At 46.9% G+C, this 18722-nt stretch carries 19 protein-coding genes; all 19 read right to left on the reverse strand.

The genetic code is table 11. From position 1 onward, the window contains the following. Positions 1-189 precede the first annotated feature (189 nt). Positions 190-1032: a hypothetical protein gene (locus tag KHB02_RS21940; RefSeq protein WP_213143954.1), complete on the reverse strand. Its 843-nt coding sequence runs from the start codon at positions 1030-1032 to the stop codon at positions 190-192. Positions 1033-1044: 12 nt separating this feature from the next. After that, positions 1045-2733, reverse strand: coding sequence for a serine/threonine protein kinase (locus KHB02_RS21945; protein WP_213143953.1), 1689 nt, complete (start codon positions 2731-2733; stop codon positions 1045-1047). Between the two features lie 15 nt (positions 2734-2748). Next, positions 2749-3519, reverse strand: coding sequence for a PP2C family protein-serine/threonine phosphatase (locus KHB02_RS21950; RefSeq protein ID WP_213143952.1), 771 nt, complete (start codon positions 3517-3519; stop codon positions 2749-2751). A gap of 143 nt (positions 3520-3662) precedes the next feature. Further along, positions 3663-4925: an FHA domain-containing protein gene (locus KHB02_RS21955; RefSeq protein WP_213143951.1), complete on the reverse strand. Its 1263-nt coding sequence runs from the start codon at positions 4923-4925 to the stop codon at positions 3663-3665. A gap of 28 nt (positions 4926-4953) precedes the next feature. Beyond that, complete coding sequence (locus tag KHB02_RS21960) at positions 4954-5259, reverse strand: WXG100 family type VII secretion target (protein ID WP_213143950.1); 306 nt, start codon at positions 5257-5259, stop codon at positions 4954-4956. 12 nt (positions 5260-5271) lie between these two features. After that, on the reverse strand, positions 5272-5574 hold the full coding sequence (locus tag KHB02_RS21965) for a WXG100 family type VII secretion target (protein WP_213143949.1): 303 nt from the start codon (positions 5572-5574) through the stop codon (positions 5272-5274). A gap of 18 nt (positions 5575-5592) precedes the next feature. Continuing rightward, positions 5593-5823, reverse strand: a complete 231-nt coding sequence (locus tag KHB02_RS21970; RefSeq protein WP_213143948.1) for a hypothetical protein — start codon at positions 5821-5823, stop codon at positions 5593-5595. Positions 5824-5840: 17 nt separating this feature from the next. Then, positions 5841-7529 (reverse strand): Mbeg1-like protein, encoded by a 1689-nt coding sequence (locus KHB02_RS21975; RefSeq protein WP_213143947.1) that lies wholly within the window; start codon positions 7527-7529, stop codon positions 5841-5843. Positions 7530-7531: 2 nt separating this feature from the next. Next, complete coding sequence (locus KHB02_RS21980; protein ID WP_213143946.1) at positions 7532-8266, reverse strand: hypothetical protein; 735 nt, start codon at positions 8264-8266, stop codon at positions 7532-7534. Between the two features lie 134 nt (positions 8267-8400). Beyond that, a complete protein-coding gene (locus KHB02_RS21985; protein ID WP_213143945.1) occupies positions 8401-8706 on the reverse strand; it encodes a WXG100 family type VII secretion target in 306 nt (101 codons plus the stop codon). A 17-nt stretch (positions 8707-8723) separates the two neighbouring features. After that, a complete protein-coding gene (locus KHB02_RS21990; protein ID WP_213143944.1) occupies positions 8724-9026 on the reverse strand; it encodes a WXG100 family type VII secretion target in 303 nt (100 codons plus the stop codon). A 31-nt stretch (positions 9027-9057) separates the two neighbouring features. After that, positions 9058-9309, reverse strand: a complete 252-nt coding sequence (locus KHB02_RS21995) for a ubiquitin family protein (protein WP_213144477.1) — start codon at positions 9307-9309, stop codon at positions 9058-9060. Continuing rightward, positions 9302-14023 (reverse strand): type VII secretion protein EssC, encoded by a 4722-nt coding sequence (gene essC, locus KHB02_RS22000; protein WP_213143943.1) that lies wholly within the window; start codon positions 14021-14023, stop codon positions 9302-9304. The genes KHB02_RS21995 and essC overlap by 8 nt, the downstream gene beginning before the upstream one ends. Before the next feature lie 179 nt (positions 14024-14202). Then, positions 14203-14361: a hypothetical protein gene (locus KHB02_RS22005; RefSeq protein WP_213143942.1), complete on the reverse strand. Its 159-nt coding sequence runs from the start codon at positions 14359-14361 to the stop codon at positions 14203-14205. A gap of 194 nt (positions 14362-14555) precedes the next feature. Continuing rightward, positions 14556-14762, reverse strand: a complete 207-nt coding sequence (locus tag KHB02_RS22010; RefSeq protein ID WP_213143941.1) for a DUF2997 domain-containing protein — start codon at positions 14760-14762, stop codon at positions 14556-14558. Between the two features lie 20 nt (positions 14763-14782). Further along, complete coding sequence (locus KHB02_RS22015; RefSeq protein WP_213143940.1) at positions 14783-16474, reverse strand: AAA family ATPase; 1692 nt, start codon at positions 16472-16474, stop codon at positions 14783-14785. 68 nt (positions 16475-16542) lie between these two features. Beyond that, positions 16543-17271 (reverse strand): ComEA family DNA-binding protein, encoded by a 729-nt coding sequence (locus KHB02_RS22020; RefSeq protein ID WP_213143939.1) that lies wholly within the window; start codon positions 17269-17271, stop codon positions 16543-16545. Positions 17272-17286: 15 nt separating this feature from the next. After that, on the reverse strand, positions 17287-17739 hold the full coding sequence (locus KHB02_RS22025; RefSeq protein ID WP_213143938.1) for a DUF1257 domain-containing protein: 453 nt from the start codon (positions 17737-17739) through the stop codon (positions 17287-17289). A gap of 4 nt (positions 17740-17743) precedes the next feature. Further along, entirely contained in the window at positions 17744-18367 is a 624-nt protein-coding gene (nrdG, locus tag KHB02_RS22030) for an anaerobic ribonucleoside-triphosphate reductase activating protein (RefSeq protein WP_213143937.1), read from the reverse strand. Positions 18368-18722 lie beyond the last annotated feature (355 nt).

The following is an 18722-nucleotide window of genomic DNA, read 5'->3' on the forward strand; positions in this document are numbered from 1 at the left end:
CTAAATCTCATTTTTACGTGTCCACTTTTTAGACTAACCTCAATTGGCCCCTTTTTTTACACGGGTTTTGGTCTTATAAACCTTTTATAAGACCAATTGGCCCCTTTTCCACATGGGTTTTGGTCTTATGAACCTTTTATAAGACCATTTGAGCTTCCCTTTGTACGGGTTGTGGTCCTATGAATCTTTCTAAATCACTTCATCCGTATGCGTAATCTTGATATCTCTAATTATCCTAAATTCTACCTTTACAATTGGGGCATTTTCTTCATCTTCCAATTCAACGGCAGGGTTTAATACGGTTGTTTCATTTGTTTCTATTAAAACCTCCGTGCCGCTTTCCAAGACTTCGGTCCCTGAATCCAATACTTCGGTTCCTGAATCCAGCAACACTACACCAGGCTCAAATGCCTCTGTACTTTCGTACAGCACCTCCGTACTGCTCTCAAGAAGGACCTCGGTTTCATTTAAAAGGACAGCCGTACCTTCTGGTAGATGTTCATCTGCCTGGAAAAGCACCTCCGTCCCGGCATTCGCCAGCACTTCGGTTGCTTCAGAGGAGCCACTCTCGAAAACTCTAGGATCTACTTTTCCAGTAAAACCCGTGTTTATAGTATTAAACTCGGTGCCAGTACTTACCGTATTCCCTCTAGCCATCCCAGTAAATCCAGGGCTAACAGTATCCCCCGGCCTCGCCGTACCACCAGACGTGTTCCCGTTCATGACCGTATTTCCCGTATTTCCGGTCCTGCCTGTATTCCCAGTCCGCCCCGTCCACAGCCTGCGAACCCCGACCGGCTCCGTCAACGACCCGCGGTCGAGATTAAAGGCATCCGGCTGGTGGCGCTTGCTGCCTGTCATCTTGTTTCGTTCGCGGATTTCCTCAATCTGCCTGGCGGCGGTTCGACCAGACAAATCGCCGATAATGGCCAAAATGTTCATTTTGAAAAATAAAAACACGGTCACAATGAACAATACGGCGGCGAGGGAATATCCGACGATGGAAATGATTTGCCATGCTGTTGCTCCCATGTTCCTCACCCCCTATTCCTTCCGAAAAGCGTTATCAACAGCTTTTTCGGTGAGGGCAAAGCGGTCGACAACGTCATTCTTAATTGTTTCCGTCTTCTCTGCGGTGACCTCGACATCCTTGGTACTCTGCTTGACGGCCTCTGTCACCGCACGAAGGTCGCTTTCCTTCACGCCATCCAATTTAAACTTTCGGGCATAGGTTTCAATCGAATACATCGTCAATTTATAGAGTTCAAGTTTTACAATTTCACTCTCTTCTGGGCTTTTATCAACCATTTTAATCAGCCCCTTGATGTTTTCCCAATACGGCTTGTATTTGCCTTTGTCCGAAGCCTCTTCGATGTGGAGGGTGATATTCTGGTTAAAACGGCCGATATCGCGGTAAATGACGGCCATCTCGTAATAATCGTTTTTTTTCGAGCCGTACTGGACGGCATCCTCGAACCATTGGATGGAGCTTTTCATTCTCGTAATCTGATTGTCGCTATTTTCACTTTTTCCATAGTCGTAGTAATACCAATACATTTTTCCGACTTCAAAAGCGAGGTCCGGATACTCTGGATTGTCGCGAAACTCGATAAGGTGGGCGTTGATTTTTTTCTTAAACTGCTCCTCCTCCTCGACTGAAAAGGCAGCATCCCCCTTAAATGCGCCGAGCAATCCCAAATAGGCCTTCGTTTCAACCGGCTTAATATCGATTGCTTTTAAAAAATAATCAATCTTCGCCTTATCGGTTGCAGCCTTCTCCGCCATCTGAACCGTTTTATTGTAATCGGCATTATTCGTTTGAATATTCATCACCTGTCCAAGAATGCCAATGCCCAGGCTCAACACAGCAGCCCCCGCCAGCGCATAAAAACCGCGCAGCTTCTTCTTTTGCTTGGCGCGATAAAGGTCATCAGCCTCTTCGTAATGGTTCAGCGCATACATCAGCTCGGCACACGATTGATAACGATCATCCGGATTCAGCTGGGTGCATTTTTCAATAATCCGTTCCAAACCGCCCGACAACGAGGGGTTCCATTGGCGGATGGGGTAAAGCTCATAAGGAGGCTCGGATGGGTTGTGCCCGGTCACCAGATGATAGAGTGTTACGCCTAAGCAGTAAACGTCTGTACGGGGGTCGGTCTGTCCTTTCCCGCCGAACTGCTCCGGTGCTGCGTACCCCTTTGTCCCTAAACTCACCGTATCTGCAAGATTCTGCTCCTTGTACTCACGGGCAATCCCAAAGTCAATCAGCTTCAGATTGCCGTCCGGCTTCAGCATCACGTTTGCAGGCTTCATATCCCGATAAATAATCGGCGGATTGCAGGTATGTAAATAATCGAGCACCTCACAAAGCTGCTTCGCCCATTCAATCACCAGATCCTGGGGCTGGGCGCCATACTCCTCCATAATCTTGCTCAGAGGCTCCCCTTCGATATAATCCATGATGACAAAAATAACTTTGCCGTTGTCGATGATGTCGACAATCCGAGGCAAAGAAGGGTGGTCGAGGCGTTTAATCATGTTCGCTTCGGCGATGGCACTCTGGATAATGACCTCGTTGTTTTTGTCCCTGCCTCTTTTTTCAATCTCTTTCACGGCCCACTGCTTGTTGAGGCGTTTGTCCATGGCCAGGTACACCTTGGACATCCCGCCTTGGCCGATCTGCTTCAGTATTTCATATTTTCCATCTATAACGGATCCAATTGCTGCCACGTGAAATCCCCATCCCTACTGAATTTTTACAAGCAGCACAGTGATATTGTCTGTTTCCTGTCTTTGCTTATTAAGCTCCACTAAAGTGATTGCGTGTGTTTCCATTACCGCTTCGTCCGTCAATACCTGCGGGGAGAATGCTTGGAAAATTTCCTCCTCGGTAAGCATGTGGCGGAACCCGTCGGAACAAAGCATATAGACTTCGCCAGGGGTTGCGCGGCCATGGATAAATTCAGGCTCAACCAGCTTTGATGCCCCGATGCACTGTAGGAGGACATTTCGCCGAGGGTCAGTTTTAGCCTGCTCCGGCGTAATCGTACCCCGCTTCAGGTCTCTAGCGACCACCGTCTGGTCCTCTGTCAGGATTTCAAGCTGCCTCTCCCCGATTCGATAGACGCGCGAGTCTCCGACATGGCCAATCAGCATGAACGTGGTGTCGATGAGAAGCAGCGCAGTAATCGTCGTGCCTAGCTGGATTCTCACCCTGCGCCCATACTCGGCAATCCGTTGGTTTTGCTCTTTGATGATCCGCTCCCAGCGATACTGGATATCGTCCCAATCCTTCCGGGCAAGCTGTTCCGGAAGTTCAGTTTCAAACCACTCTGAAAACGCACGAACGACACTGGCACTGGCCACTTCCCCTTTGGAGAGTCCGCCCATCCCATCGCAAATGACAGCTAAAACGACCTCTCCCATCGATGTTTCGGCAACCTTTATAAGCAGGCTGTCCTGATTCGTCGGTTTCTTAATCCCCTTATCTGTAACTGCCGTGGATAACACTTCCATTGTCTAAACTCCTCGCCTAAATAATCGGTGCCTTGCCTTCGGACATTTCCTCTGATTTTTCCAACGGTTTTGTCCGTAGACGCAATTCCTACGGACACTTCCTCTACTTTTCCCATTGGTTTTGTCCGTAGACGCCAAACAGTCTATATATAAAAAGTAAAGTCCTCATTAGCTAGGCGCAGCTTTGTACCTGAAAAGATTTCAATCTCCTTCATAACCGGAATCACCCGGCCATCGACATAAGTCTTGTTGGTAGAATTATTGTCGATGATATAATAGCGGCCGCCCTTTGTGATAATATCTGCATGACTGCGGCTGATGGCATTATTGCTGGAAACGAAATAATCGCAAAAGCTGCGCTCCTTGCCAATCCGAAAGGCGGGTTTGTCGACGCTGATTTCTTCCTGCGTCTTCTCCCTGACCAGATAAGGGAAGCGGGGTTCTTCGTACACATCAGCCTCAAGTACCGTTGTCCCGCCAATATCCTCAACACCCAAAACCGTCGTTCCACTGAAATGTTCCGTTTCGGATGGCACTGCCGCAAAAGGCTCTTTTGTTTCCGCAGCAGCCTTAAGCCTGCCCGCCAGCCCCTCCAAGGGCGCCCCGCACGCCGAGCAAAATTTGGCATCTTCCATACTGTTGGCCCCGCACTGCGGACATGCCTTTAATTTTTTTGAAAAATCATATTGATTGCCAAACGGATTATAGGCAATGCTCGAGGGGCGAGCTTTTTCGCTGGCCGCATTCCCGGTTTTCCCAGCTCCGGTCCCATACCCAATCCTCCCGGATTCCCGCGGACCTTCGCCCACACTGCCCGTCGAACCGGACGGCAGGTACCCCTTGTTGTCGACTGTTTTCCCCAGCAATTCAAACAATAATTTTTCAAAACCATTAATTGAAAATGGGCTATGGCTGCGGAAATATTGCAAATAGGAGGTCACATAGCCATTGTCTTCGTGTTTATTAAACACTACCCGAAAGGTAATATCGTTAAAAAAGTCAGGCACTACACTCGCGTTTTGGTTGTTGACAATCGGCCAGTAAATGCATTTGACCTCTTTCGTCCGCGGGTCGAGAAAAATCGTTTCCCAATTCAACATGAGATTGCTTACATTTAGCAAGTTTTTCTCACATTCCTTGGCAACCGCCGCAATTCTGGCCATCGTCCCCAAGAACATTTTCTTACTGACAATCCCGCTGAAATAGGATTGCAGCGTCATCATCCCCTCGACATAACACCTTAGAACGAGTCCCTTTTTCGTCTTCTCGGCCGTAACCGGCAAAAGACTGCCAGACAGTCCCGCTGCAATGCCCTTCAGTTCCCGTTCATTAATGGCCTCGGGTACAATCAGCTTGTTCACGACCAAATATTTATTTGCCTGCTGTTCAACAGTTGTTTTTCCCATAGCTATCTCCTGCTTTAAAATACTAAACTTATAAACTATTCACTCGATCAATCGCCTTTTTCTGCGCTTTTTTATATTGATCGGCCACATACCGGAGCACATCCGCGTAATCCTTGAGGCTCTTTTGCAGGTTTACGGCTGTGGAACCGGTGTTATCCAGCTCATTCCATTTGGACTGAAGCCGTTCAAAATCCTGGCCCTGCCAGCCTGCCCCAAGGGAGGCTACCTCTTGATTCGCCTGGGACATCTTTTGTTTTTGCCTATCCACATAGTCCTCCACAGCGGAAGCCGCCTTTTCAAACTCCCGGTAATCGACATCGATGAAAGAGCTCATTTTCCGTTCCTCCTATTTAAAAGAGTCTGCCAAATTTGTATTGACGGTCTCCGTCTTGTTGTAGCCGTCCGATACCTGCTGCACAAGGAATTTGGAATAGTTCTGCATCACCTGAAACCGGCTGTCTTTAAAAGCATGTTTAATAGAATGGAAACGGCCGATGACATGATCCGAAGCTCTGCTTTGCCAGCTGCCGTTCAAATGCGCGATGGCCTTCTCCATTCGTGCAAACTCAGCATCGATTTGCTGATTGATCGTGGTAATCCGGCTGGCCGTGTTTACGACCTTCGCCGTATCAATTTTTATTTGACTCATCGCTTCACTGCCCCCTTATCAGCCTTTGCCTATCCCTAATTTCGCTAAAAAGGCTTCTGATAGATTAGATGGATTTACCCTGCTTAAACTTCGCTTTGCCCTTTCACATTCCTCAATAAAATCACGGATGCGGGCCGCGGCGACTTCGCTGCCAATCCCTTTAAAATCATGGCGGAGCCCCGCTTCGATGGACTCAAGCTCGGAAATAATACTGCTTAATTCTGCTTTTGCACTGCTTAAACCGCTCATTCTTTCTCCCCCTGCCCTTAAATACTCATGATCCGATTTTCTGCTTCGTCAAAGTCGGCGGCCGTATCCCGCAAGTAATCTATGACTTTATTCATCTGCCTTTTTGTCGGCAGATTTTCTGCAATCGCCAAATGGATGATGTCAAGCAGGCCTTCTGATAGATAGAGATAATTCAATTTCGAATCGACTTCGGAAATCCGCGCTTTCACCGAATCCAGCCGATTCGCGTAAGCCCTGAGTTTATAGGTGTCAATCCGAATATGCGGCGTCGGAACAGCTTTCGGACCGGAACCAAATAGATTTTTCAAGTCGCCAAGAAAATGATTAAATTTCTCTGCCAGCATATCCCGGAATTCTGTCAGCTGTTTCTTGGTCCAGTTCGCAAATTGGGCCACCCCTTCGGCCACCCGGTCAATAATTTCCGGAATCAAGTCCGTGAACACATAGGCCGCAAACGCCGCAACTGCATCGGCAACATCACTTAGAACCTCAAATGCAATCACCGAAGCAACAAACAGTGCCACATATCCAATCGCAACAAACGCAAATTCCACCAGGGCAACGGTTGCCGCCAACAGAGCAGGGCCCGCAACGATGGCTGTGACAACGAGAGCGACTGTCACGGTTACCGCTAGAATTTTTCCGGCAGTGGTCATTTTTCCATCTTGATATAAGGCATTTTTTAGTTTCCAGCCGGCGTCAGTTATGGCAACCAAAGCAGTAGTTAAAAAAGAACCTACCGCAGGACTAATAAGGCGGTCCAAGCCTTGCGTAAATGGCGATGTAATATACTTTGAGATGATGGTGGATAAAGCATTAGGCTGGTCGGTTCGCACAATATTGCCATTTTCATCAAAGTGTACATTTTCCGTACCATGCTGAACCGCACCTTCTCCGACTAAATCGGCATAAAAATAGTTCACCCCATCGGCATGCTGCAGTATGCCGCCTACCAGAGATTGCAGAACATGATCCATTTGTACCGTACTCGTTGCCAAAGCAATTTCCTCTTTGTGCGCTTCCAAATAGTCGTTGGAGTGGCCCGGTCCATCATAGCTGATCGTTCTATCAATCCGGTCGGCCAAGCCAAGCTTTGCCGCGTAGAAGGTCGCGTGTTCCGCAAGATTTCCCCCTAACGAATGCCCGGCAAACGAAATATTGTCATACTTGTCAAAATAGCCGTCTTTTTTAAGCTCATCGATAAATCGCTGCGCATCTCTTTGTTGGTCTGTAAGCCTGCCAGAGATTAAAGCAGCATCAGCCTTGAGCCAGTCCTGCTGAATATTTTGATACTCTGAGGGCGATTCGCTGCCGCGGAAGGAGACGATTAAGCCTTTATCGGTCTCTATAACGACACCATAGAAACCTGATTGCCCAGGGTTATTTTGGTCAAACGTTTTGACAATTTTCCAATCCATCGCTTCACTAGGCAGTTGATTGATTTTACCTGCATCTAGACTGACACTTTGATCTTTACCCACGTCTTTGCCTTTAGTCAACTGATCAAAATGGCCCTGTGAATAGTTTGAGCTACCGTCCGCCTTCATTTTCAAAAGCCCCCCGACAGTATTGTCCGGGCTTTGTCCTGCACCAACAGAACCAGGAATGTTTTTGCGCGATTTGTCTTTTAGGAGTTCCAGATCCAGATAAGCGATATCGGTGGCAAACTTCAATTCTTGCTCTGTTAAAGCAGTCTTATCTGCCAATGTTATTCACCGTCCTTAGCTGTTGCCGAAGCATCGGCAAAATGATAGCCATTGGCATCCGCAACTGCGTCAAATTCTTTTACAACGTTGTAGTCAATAAACCATGAACTGGTGACATAAGGAACCTCTTTAAATTTCTTTACGCATTTGTCATATTCATCTTCCGCAATCACATGAACAGTCACTTGATAGGCGGTGTTTACCCCGGCTTGATACGCCGCAGTCAGTGCCTTTTCAAACTGTTCCGGTGATAGATCAGGCTTTTCCTTGACAATGATATCTCCTGAAAAATAGCCTGGTTTATAAGCCTTAACGTATTCTTCCAAAGAAATATCCGGATTGGTCTCCGCCGAACTGTCTGCTTCCATCGCTACTGTGTGTGTTTCACTCTCAATTCCTGCAGAAGAAAGCTCCCGAGTGATAATTTGATTGAAGGACTTGCTAATCAGACTTGGAATATAGCCATCACTCACGAGCTCTCCATCCTTTGTCGTAACCGCCTTAAATACCAAGTCCTTCTGGTCCTTTGGGTGGACATAAGTGGTAACCGTATCATTCGTCGCTGTCCCATATCGGCCGCCAATATGGGTCACTTCAAATTCCTGGTGATACTTTTTTTGGAGCAGCTTTTCGACATCGGCGGCCTGCTCTTTATCCATTTCGCTACAGCCAATCAAGCTAAAAATTGATAGTCCCATTGCGATGACACTCACCTTTTTCAATATTTTTTTCAGCATATTAATACCCACTTTCTTTGAGAAAAACCAAGTATCAGTATCTATTTCATCCGGGCGGAATTATTTTCAAAGTCAAGCTAAAGGCGATTGGCATGCCATCACCTTTAGCGTCATATTTTTTTCCGAAAATTCGTTTATTTAAAAGCGTCAGCCAAGTTAACGTTGGCTGTTTCTGTTTCAAAGTAGCCTTGGTCAACATTGACACGTAAGAACTTTACATAGTTATCAAGAATGTCGTAATAGGTTTGGAAGTACTTCGCAGAAAACTCGTCGTAAGCGGAAACAGTTGCTTGTGCTGCTTCCCCTTCCCATGTATTGGTAAGATTTTTAATCGTGCTTTGGCTGTTTTTTAATTCTTCCATCAGTTGTTGGTTCAGTCTTTCAATCGTATTCGCAATATCAGCCACCTGGGCCGTGCTTACTTTAATGGAACCTGCCATTGTTTAGTCACTCCTTCCTAGTTTGTTAGTTTTCTAACTTGAACCATATTGTTTTCTTGAGTAGCAGCGTAGTTGGCGCGCTGCGTATCAAGCGTGCGGCTTGCTGTTTGAAGCTTATCGGCCATTTGTTTTAAATCCTGGTTGAAGCCGTTGATCTGATCAACGAAAGCAAGGTTATCCTCGCCCTCCCATGCTTCACCCATTGTGTTTGCTGCCTGCATAAGCTGGGTATAGATACCTGTATAGGTTTCGGATAGTTCGGCTAATTTTTTGGATGCCGCCTCAAGCTCTTGAGGTGTGACTCTAATTCTTTTCGCCATTTGTCATTCTCCTTTCTCTTTTTGTAAAAATTTATATCAACATGAGTTTCGAACCGTTCTTGATGCCTAGTTCGGCAACTGGCATGTTAATATTGAAAATAATTCCTGTTTCAGCATCACATAAGACCTCGCTGCCTGTCGCTTTGTACTTGCCATCAGACAGGTCGCCCAGAAGGGATGACACCAGAGTGAGAACCTCGCTCATTTGGCTTTCCAACGGAATATACACTTCGTAGCTTTGAGCGGCAGCAGGAAGGAAAATCTCCACGAGTACTTTATTCATCGCTGTAATCATTCTCCTTTTGCGAGTTTAATAGCTTGACCTTGACGGCCTTCCCGTTTTGAAGGGAGTAAGCAAATTCTGCCGGCATCTCCTCGCGCATTTCGGAAGTGGTTTTGGCCGGCTTGAGCTGGAATTGCTCGGTAATGCCGCTGCCAATCCAGATACCATTTCCACTGTGAATATGTTGTTTGTACCATTTGTCAAAGGTAAGCCCGGAAAGATTCTTGGATTGTTCAGCAAAAATAACAGTCACGTTATACTTTTCGTCGCCCTTTTCCAGAATTAAGCCAAGTTTCTCAGCCCCCAGATTCGAAAGAGCATTTTTTAAAGCAGCAACCGAATTGATGATAATCACCTTTTGCTCAAATTGCGCCACTTCCCGGCCCTCTTCCAGTGCCTCTTTGAAGGTGTTGTTGCGGTAAACGACGAGATCAAAAAGATCTGCCATTATCTCCTCAAACTCTTTGGTTGTTGAATAATATTTGAAACCGGCATTGTTTTTCTCAATAAAACTTTGCTCAGCGTCAATCACAGTTATATCTAAGCCTGCCTGTTGCACCATGAACTGGGATAAATCATGGACGAACAACTCGTGTTCCCTTCCGGATGATAGAATCATATGGATATAGGATTTGCCGAACGGATAATAGTGAATTTGCAGCGAGTTCTTTTCCACGCCAATTGGAATGCTCAGACTTCCCTTTGAACCGCAATATTCAGCCAGGAATTCGTGGTCCACTTTTTCTGGCAAAATCGGAATCCTCTTAGCGGCTGTTCCTTTCCAGGCTTCCTGCAGCTTCTCGCATTCTGCTTGAATAGTTGGATATGGCACGGGTTCGGCGGTAATTTGCGCGACCTGAAATTCATAAATAGCATCCCGCTTGACGAGGCCGCGGCCTTTGAATTTCGATGGGAATAAGCCATCCGTCTTGCCAACGACCGTTGCATAATCGGCCTCATCATTTAATTGCAAGGTTACTAGCTGCTTAAAGTTCTGCAGCAGCCTGAAGCGGACAGCGCCGGTTCCAAGTGCGGTGAGGACGAAATAGATTCCATACTTTGTGCCTTCACGCGACAAGTAGGAGACTGCATCTTCCTTTTCATCATAAATCTCAGTGAATGCAGAGAAATTATGGATAGCAACGACAATCGCCGGAACTTTCTGGCCCGTTGCCTCGGCATAGGACCGGTGATCCCCGCCGTAATCGGCAAACAGCTTCTTCCGCTTTTCCACTTCGCCCTGCAGCATTTTAAACAGGTTGCTGACTTTTTCGCTTTCATACGAAAGGATGACATCGCCGACATGTGGCGCTTTTGAAAAAGCCCTCAATGTTTCCGAAGCAAAGTCTAATAGATAGAGATTGACTTCGTCCGGGGTATGCTCATGAATGAGCGAATAAACCATCGTATTTAAGAAGGTCGTCTTGCCGGTACCGGCTGCTCCGTAAATGATCGTGTTGCCTTCGTCGGTGAGCGGCAGGCGAAGCAGGCATTGCTGCTGGTGGACCGGATCGTCGTATTCGCCGATGACCGGATTAAGCTTATAGGACTCCGCTCGGCTAACGGCCTGGGCCGTTTTCCGTAAGTCAGCCTGAACGGTTTCCGATGCTGCCGCAATTTCACTGACGGCCTCTTGGAGATCAGCTGGCTTATTTTCTGGCGGCAGCCACTTACCATGATCCGCTTTGTATTTTTTCCGAATATCATCCAAGAGGATTAGCGCTGGAATTGGCTCAAGCCAGAGCGGGCGGATTTTGATTTGTTCCTCATCCGCGATATTACTTAAATATTCAGTAATCACATCAAGCTGCTTTTTCGGTTTCGCAAACAAGCTCTTCCGTTTATCGATTTTCGCCTGTTTCATCGGGCGGCCGTTTCGGTCGATGACGACAACGCTGTTATCTTTTTCCACAACCACCTTATCGGACGGATAGTATGGCGCTCCGGCCCAAGCGGACTGCCCCATTTCAAACAATTCGTTATATCCGACCTGCAGGTAAAATCGCCCTGTATCGGTAAGCTCGGCTGCATCCGGACGCTTCAGCATATCCATACTGTCGGCCCGCTCCTGTACCTTCAGGCTGACCCGGAATTTACTGTTACTCCAGATTTGGTCATCGACGACACCGCTCGGCTTCTGTGTAGCCAAAATCAAGTGGACGCCCAGGCTCCGGCCAATCCGAGCGGCGCTGACTAACTGCGTCATGAACTCCGGCTGCTGCGTTTTCAGTTCGGCAAACTCATCGGAAATGATAAACAAATGCTGAAGCGGCTCGCGGACGACTCCTTCGCGATATAGTTTTTGATATTTATAGATATCGATATTGCTCTCGCCAACCAGCTTGCTGGCCTCGGCAAAAATAGCCTGGCGGCGCTTCAATTCACTTTCGATGGACACCAGCGAGCGTTTGATCGCCGCGCCGTCCAGGTTCGTGATGATGCCGGCTGTGTGCGGCAATTTTTCAAACGATTTCGCCATCCCGCCGCCTTTGTAGTCGATTAGAATAAACGCCACCTCATGCGGGTGGTAATTTACCGCCAGCGACAGGATATAGGAAATGATAAATTCACTTTTACCCGAACCCGTCATACCGGCGACTAGGCCGTGCGGGCCGTGGAATTTTTCATGCAGGTCAAGCTTGAACAATTCGCCGAGAGTGTCGACGCCAACCGGCGCTTCCAGTGACTTCGTCGGGTCGTTGTCCTTCCAGCGGGTCAAAGCGTTTAAGTGCTCCACCTTGCCCACACCGTATAATTCCAGGAACGTGACCATTTGCGGCAGGTTAAAGGAATTGGCCAGCTCATCAAGCGGAACATTGGCCAGCTTCACGCTCAACTGGTAAGGGTCGGCACCGTTTAGGAAGATATCCGGTGTAAAAGAAGTCGTCTTCCCAGTAATATCGTTTTTGTCGAACAGCTTCCCGCTGTTTTCTTCCAGCTCCACCACCATCGAGCACTCTTTTGGCAGGTTCTTCAGTTCATCATAAAAAGTGACGACGCTGATATGCAGGTTTTCTTTCTTCGCATACACCTGCTTCAGCATCTCGGCTTTGAAGGCGAGCTCTTTGCTTAGGGCAAACACGATGTAGTACGGCTTGACATCCTCCATCTCGCTGTCATTGGTATCCGCACGGATTTCGATTTCTTTTTCGATATACGCCGAAACTTCCTTCACCTCATTGTTGTTGGTGGCAATGAAGCGGAATTTATTATCGTTGCTCCACACATGAGGGAGCCATTTTGTAAAGCCGAATTGTGCTTCCTCCTCCTGGTCATAGACGAAAATCATTTTCACTTCATCGTAGCTATATAAAGCAGCCAATTGAAAAATCAACCCTTTGGCAAACTCGATTGTCTGCTTGCGGGTGCCGATGACGCCAGAAATATGATTTTCATATAAAGATAGAGTGATTGGAATATTTTTCAAAACCTTTGGCGATTCCACCAAGGTGTACAATTCTTCCTGCAGGTTATCATCGTCAATCGAGAATTTTTTCTCCGAATAGGTAAGGTCTGCTGCAAGCAGGCCGCTGCCTGTGCCGACCCGCAATTTCAGAAAGTCGTTTTGGCCGGGGCCGCGCTCCCACAGATTGCGCTGGACATTTTCAATCCGGTTGATGCAATCGCTGATGGGAACATGATTTTCCCGGAGAATTTCCTCCTGCTTTTCCGCTTCCTCATTAAAGACGACAGCGATTCGGTCGAGATAATCCTTGTATTTTTCCTGGCGAATTTTCTCTTTTTTCCGTCTGCGCCGCATATCGAACTTTTTGGTTAGAATTGGCCAGAGGATGGTTCCAAGCAGCATGCTGCACGACATGACGATCGACGGAATCGCCCTTGAAATATCGCCGGTCGCCATCGCGTTGTTGACAGCAAAAAGCGCAGTCGCCATTGAGGCCATCCCCATCGTCATCGACGGGCCAATTACCAGCATCATCGGCATCTCTTCGCCAATCGCGTTCGGCGGCGGGGAATCGATCTTGATAACCGCTTTTTCGACATCGCGCTTAAAACGCGGCGAACGGTAAAAGTAGTCAACTTCCGGCACTTCGTACTCTTCTTCCTCATCCGGGGTTTCAACCGGTTGCGGTATGAACGGCTTTAACGCATGGGTCTTGATGGTTAGCGTTCCGTCCGGATTATTAAAAGCAACAAAATAGCTGCCGAGGATCATTTTATAACCCATTATGTATATAGTGTCGCCAATCTTTAGGGCTTTGCTTTTCACTCTTTCGCCATCGACGAAGGTTCCGTTTGAACTGTTTTGATCCTCGATGCGCCACTGGCCGTTATGAAAGGACAGCTTCGCATGGGATGCCGAGACAAAACGATTGGCCAGCACAATGTCGTTCTGCTCGGTCCGGCCGATGGTTATCTCGATATCTCGGTCAACCAAGTATTTTGTAAAAATTTGTCGGTCGTCCGTGGTGGGCTCTGTGAAAATGATCGTTTTTTGGTCCTGGGTAGAAAGCCCTAAATTATATATGCTTAACGGCTGCAAGACCGTATTTCGGATCGGCTTCCCGGTATTGTCGAGAACCTTCACATCCTTATTCGATTTTAAAATCCACTCTCCATTGACCCCTTCAATGCCGATCAGTTTTCGGGAGGATTTGCCATTGGAATCGTAGATCCAATACTGTCCCCGCACCTTTTCCGGCAAGGATATCGAGTGAATTCTCTCCTTATTAATTAACGTAACATTCATCATTCTTCTCCTTGCATGCTATCTCTGACGCTGCAAAACCAGCTTGGGATTCTCCATAATTATCCATAATCTTATTCTCACATAACTAATGTCCTACAAAAAGAGACTAAATTACCATTTTATAGGAAGGAGTTTCACGTGGGTAAGCTGAATAAAAATAAAAAACCACTTAGAGTGGTTTTTTAATCGCGCATTGCTCCTGCCTCACGGGAAGTCATGGCACCTTGTCCTGCGCTTACATCCTTTTGAATTTGTTGTTTAACTTGTTGAGCATCCGTTCCGGCAAATTCTGGTTTCATAACAGATGCTGTATTTGGTTTAGCTTGTTGATTCTGCTGCATACTAGGCCTCCTCGATTTATTGTTAACAAGTTTATTATTTGCCAAAAAAATACTTGATATGTTAGAGCATGGATATTTATAGTTTAAAGACATTTTTGTTGCTCCATAGATAAAGAAGTATTTAGAATCCCTGCACAAAGAAAACTCGCCCATACAAGGGCGAGTTCAGGTTATGATAAAGCCAACTAGTTGGTTTATTTTAAGGTATTCTGCTGGGTTTGCTCTAGGTTTACTTGTTCGGTTTCGTAGAATTCCTTCGTATATTCCGCTTGGACGGCCTGGGCGTTAAGAATGTTTTCTAATATCAATATATAATCCGTACATTTTTCCCCTTTAATGCCCAATGTTTCCGCCTCAATCCGGCCATCGGGAAAAATGCGGATTTGAAGTTTTTCCTCCATCTACCCTCTTCACTCCCTTTTTAGAAATCGATTGTCCTGCCGCCGCGGTTAAAGCGGACATCATCTGCATAACCCTGGCTGTCTGCCTTTTCCAATCCGCCGCCTGGTATAAGCACAGAGTCTTTTCCATACTCCTTGAGATCCTCCCGCGGTGTGGCTGCAACGGCACGGACGTTAGCCCACTCGCGGATTCCGCGGATTTGCTCAGCCTGGGTAACTGACAATGGCACCGTATTGGCAATCGCCCGTTCGAAATCCTCGAGGCGAATCGGCCGGTCATTAGAATAAGCCTCAAACAAGGCATCAATGACCAGATGTTCGATTTCGGCGCCGACAAAGCCGTCGCAGTTTCTTGCCAAGGTGTCCAGCACGTTATCCGTTAACTGGAAATCGCCCTTTACTTCCTCATCCTTGATGCGCTTCTGGATATGCACCTTAAGAATTTCTTTTCGCTCCCTAAGCGTCGGCAGGTCGACAAAGAAGATTTCATCGAAGCGCCCTTTCCTCATCAATTCCGGCGGCAGGCCGGAAATATTATTGGCGGTGGCGATGACAAATACAGGGCTTGTTTTTTCCTGCATCCATGTTAAAAACTGTCCGAAGATCCGTGATGAGGTCCCACTGTCCCCGCCGCTTGTGATGCCGCTGAATCCCTTTTCAATTTCGTCAATCCAGAGGATGGACGGGGAAATTGCTTCGGCGGTTTTTATCGCCTTGCGCATATTTTCTTCACTGCTGCCGACGAGTCCACTGAAGATTTTTCCCATATCGAGCCTTAAAAGTGGGAGCTGCCACATGGAACTGATCGCTTTACTGATTAAGCTTTTTCCACAGCCGGGAACACCAGTAATCAGCACCCCTTTTGGCGCAGGCAAGCCATATTTGCGGGCCGAATCGAGCCACGACTTATTCCGCTTTGAAAGCCAGCGTTTGAGGTTTTCTAGTCCGCCGACGTCTTCGATTTTTAAATCGCTGGCGATGAATTCGAGAATACCTGTTTTCTTGATGATTTGTTCCTTCTCTTGCAAGATGACATTTACATCATTGATGTCCAGCCGGCCATCCTCAACCATTGCGCGGGCAAAAGCGTTTTCTGCCTCTGACAAGGTCAGCCCTAGTGCGGCTTTTGCAAGTCGCTCTTTTTCTTCGGTGGTTAAGGAGATTTGAATCCGGCCCGTTTGCTGATTGACGCGAATCATCTCGTCGAGTACTGCCTGAATTTCTTGGAAGTTTGGCAGGTCAAAATCGACAATCGTGATGTCTTTTTGCAAATCATCTGGAATCACGAGAAACGGGGACGTAAAGATGACATTAATTGGGCTCGGGCTTTGCTTTATTTTTAATAAAATATCTCTTAGCTTCCGGATCACCTGAAAGTCGGCATGCCGCCCCTGTCCGCCGAAATAGATATGAAAGTCCTGAAGCACAATGATACTCGGTTTATCATGCTTTTCAATAAACTCGAGCACCTTCATCGGCTGTTTGCTGTCACCGATGCCGACCGACTGCCGGTTATGGTCCTGAATCCCCTTTGTGATGCTCCAGGTAAATACTTCGCGTGGTGTTTTAATCAGTTCCGAATCCTGTGCTACCGAGCGAATTAGGGATAGGACGCGGTCTTCCTCCCAGGTTTGGATATATAAATAAGGAAATCTGGCCTTCAGTAGGTTTGCCAGAAGTGTTCTCGTTCCTTTTTGTTTGACGATAGCCATGGTTCTCCTCCTTCTTTTACTTATGTATAAACAGAAAGCCGGAACTCACCCCGGCTTACCCTAGTTATTTAATAATCAATGACTCTTCCAGAATGGATATGTGTATCAGTATGGTCAGTTTCGGAGAAAATCAGACGCTGCTTCATTTTTTCCAGCGTGTGCTCCTTCAATCCCATGATTTGCGCGAACTGTTCAAAAGATTGGAAACCGCCCAATTCCTCGCGTTTGACGACGGCTTTTTTTGCTAAAATAATCCCAACTTCAGGGATAGCGGCAATTTCTTTTTCCGATGCTAGATTAATATTAATCTTCCTGATTCCTTGGTCATTGGAAAAAAGCGGCTGGATGGGCGGGGTCATTGGTGCAGCGCTTGCCTCCTGCTGGTTCGCGCGGGCCTCACTTTTCGGCTGCGGTGGCTTTTGCGTCTTGCCAAACTTCGCTTCCGCCTCCCGCCTAAGCTTCGAAACCTCTTGGTCCAGATACAATTTTTCATTGGCCTTTAACACATCTAACTGAACCAAATAGGCTGGGCGGATTTTAAAGGCGTGGATAATCGGAACAATCCACAAGGCCAGAAAAATCATCGCTTCGAATTCAGTGTAGGTTGGGATAAATGCCAGAAGGAAGATTGCCAGATAAACAAGCCCATAGATTCGCCAGCGTTTGTTTTTCACTTTGGTGCCGGCATAGAAAAATGCAATATAACTGGTCATGCCGATCGGCAGAAACGTGAAGATGATCCACCAGCTGTTCAACATCTCCCATTTCCTGCCCCTGTCTGTATATACTTTCGCCAAGTCTTGCTCCCCCTTTTATCGATTCACCAAATAGGTGAGCTGAATGGAATGATCCTCTAGCAGTTCTTCTTTTTCTAAAATCATTCCCTGTTCCTTTGCCTTTTCCAGTAAATGTTGATAGACTCGTTGCTGCAGGTAGTGGGTGTAGGAGCCCTCCACCTTCTCAATCCATTCCTCGAATGCCTTGATATCGGCTGATTTCGGGAGGACAAGCGAGTAGCTGCCCTCTTCGTTGACGATAAACGTCACTTCGTTTTCATTGTTTGTTTTTAGTGAATCGAGTGTCTCTGCTTTTCGGAACGAGCAGCTCCACTCCTCGAGCGCTTGCTGGAGAAGGGACTCATCCTTCATTCTAGTCGGAAGGACGGTATAGTCCTGATCGTTTTTTTGCGAACGGTTGGCGATTCCTTCGACAACCTCTTTTGTAACCGCAATCGCCAACGGAACCAGTACAATTTCAAGACTCATTTCGTTATCTCCTTCTTTCGTAATCTAGTTCTAGCAACATATGTAAATCGATAGGCTCCGCCATTCCGTTGGCGGATATCGTGCCGTCGGGATGGAGCCGTATTTCTAGTTTGTTGGGAATCTCACTCAGCTTTGCTTCGAGATGCTTATATACATCCGTCAAAAAGCGGTACTGCTGGTTTTTCGAACCAATCCATGGACGGCCGAGGTCATGCTGGCTTTGGATATAAGGACCGTCTATTAATAGATCCGTTTCCTTTAATAGGCTGTGCCAGCTTGAATTGGGCGACTTCAAAATTGCTTCATATTCATAGCCTGTAAACGTCACAATTGATAGGTTCAACTCTTTTATTTTTTGCGCAAGGGTGGTGAGCGCCTGGGCTTGGCTAAACGGCTCTCCTCCTAAAAAGGTGACGCCTTCTAGTTCAGGTGATGCTTCAAGAGTACGTTTGATATCTTCGTAGATTTCGTCAATATCCATTAAGCGGCCGCCGTTAGGGTCCCACGTATGCGGGTTAAAACAGCCCTCGCAGTGAATTGGGCAACCTTGAACCCAAATGCAGTATCTTAAGCCAGGGCCCTCCACCTTCGTTCTTTTTTCTATTCTCGACAGCCTTAACACAGGCATTGCCATCACCCACTTAAAAGGAAAATTCAGGTTTATTTTACCACAAGACCGTTAAGGGGGAGAAGGGCTGGGGGGAGGAATGGGTCTTTTGGCGGAGGAGGTGTTACTTCGGACAAAACTAGGGGCAAAGGAATGCAAAATGTCCGAATGACGGGCTTCTTCGGACAAAACTAGCAAAATATTAACTCGAATTGTCCGAAGTACTGGTCTCTTCGGACAAAACTAGGGGAATTTCAACAAAAATTGTCCGAAGTACCGAGCCCTTCGGACAAAATCGGAGGCAAATTAACAAAAATTGTCCGAATGTACCACTTCTTCGGACAAAATCAGCAAAATATTAACTTAAAATGTCCGT

Origin of the sequence: Neobacillus citreus, from assembly GCF_018343545.2 — a bacterium.
GTDB classification, from domain to species: Bacteria; Bacillota; Bacilli; order Bacillales; family Cytobacillaceae; genus Neobacillus; species Neobacillus citreus.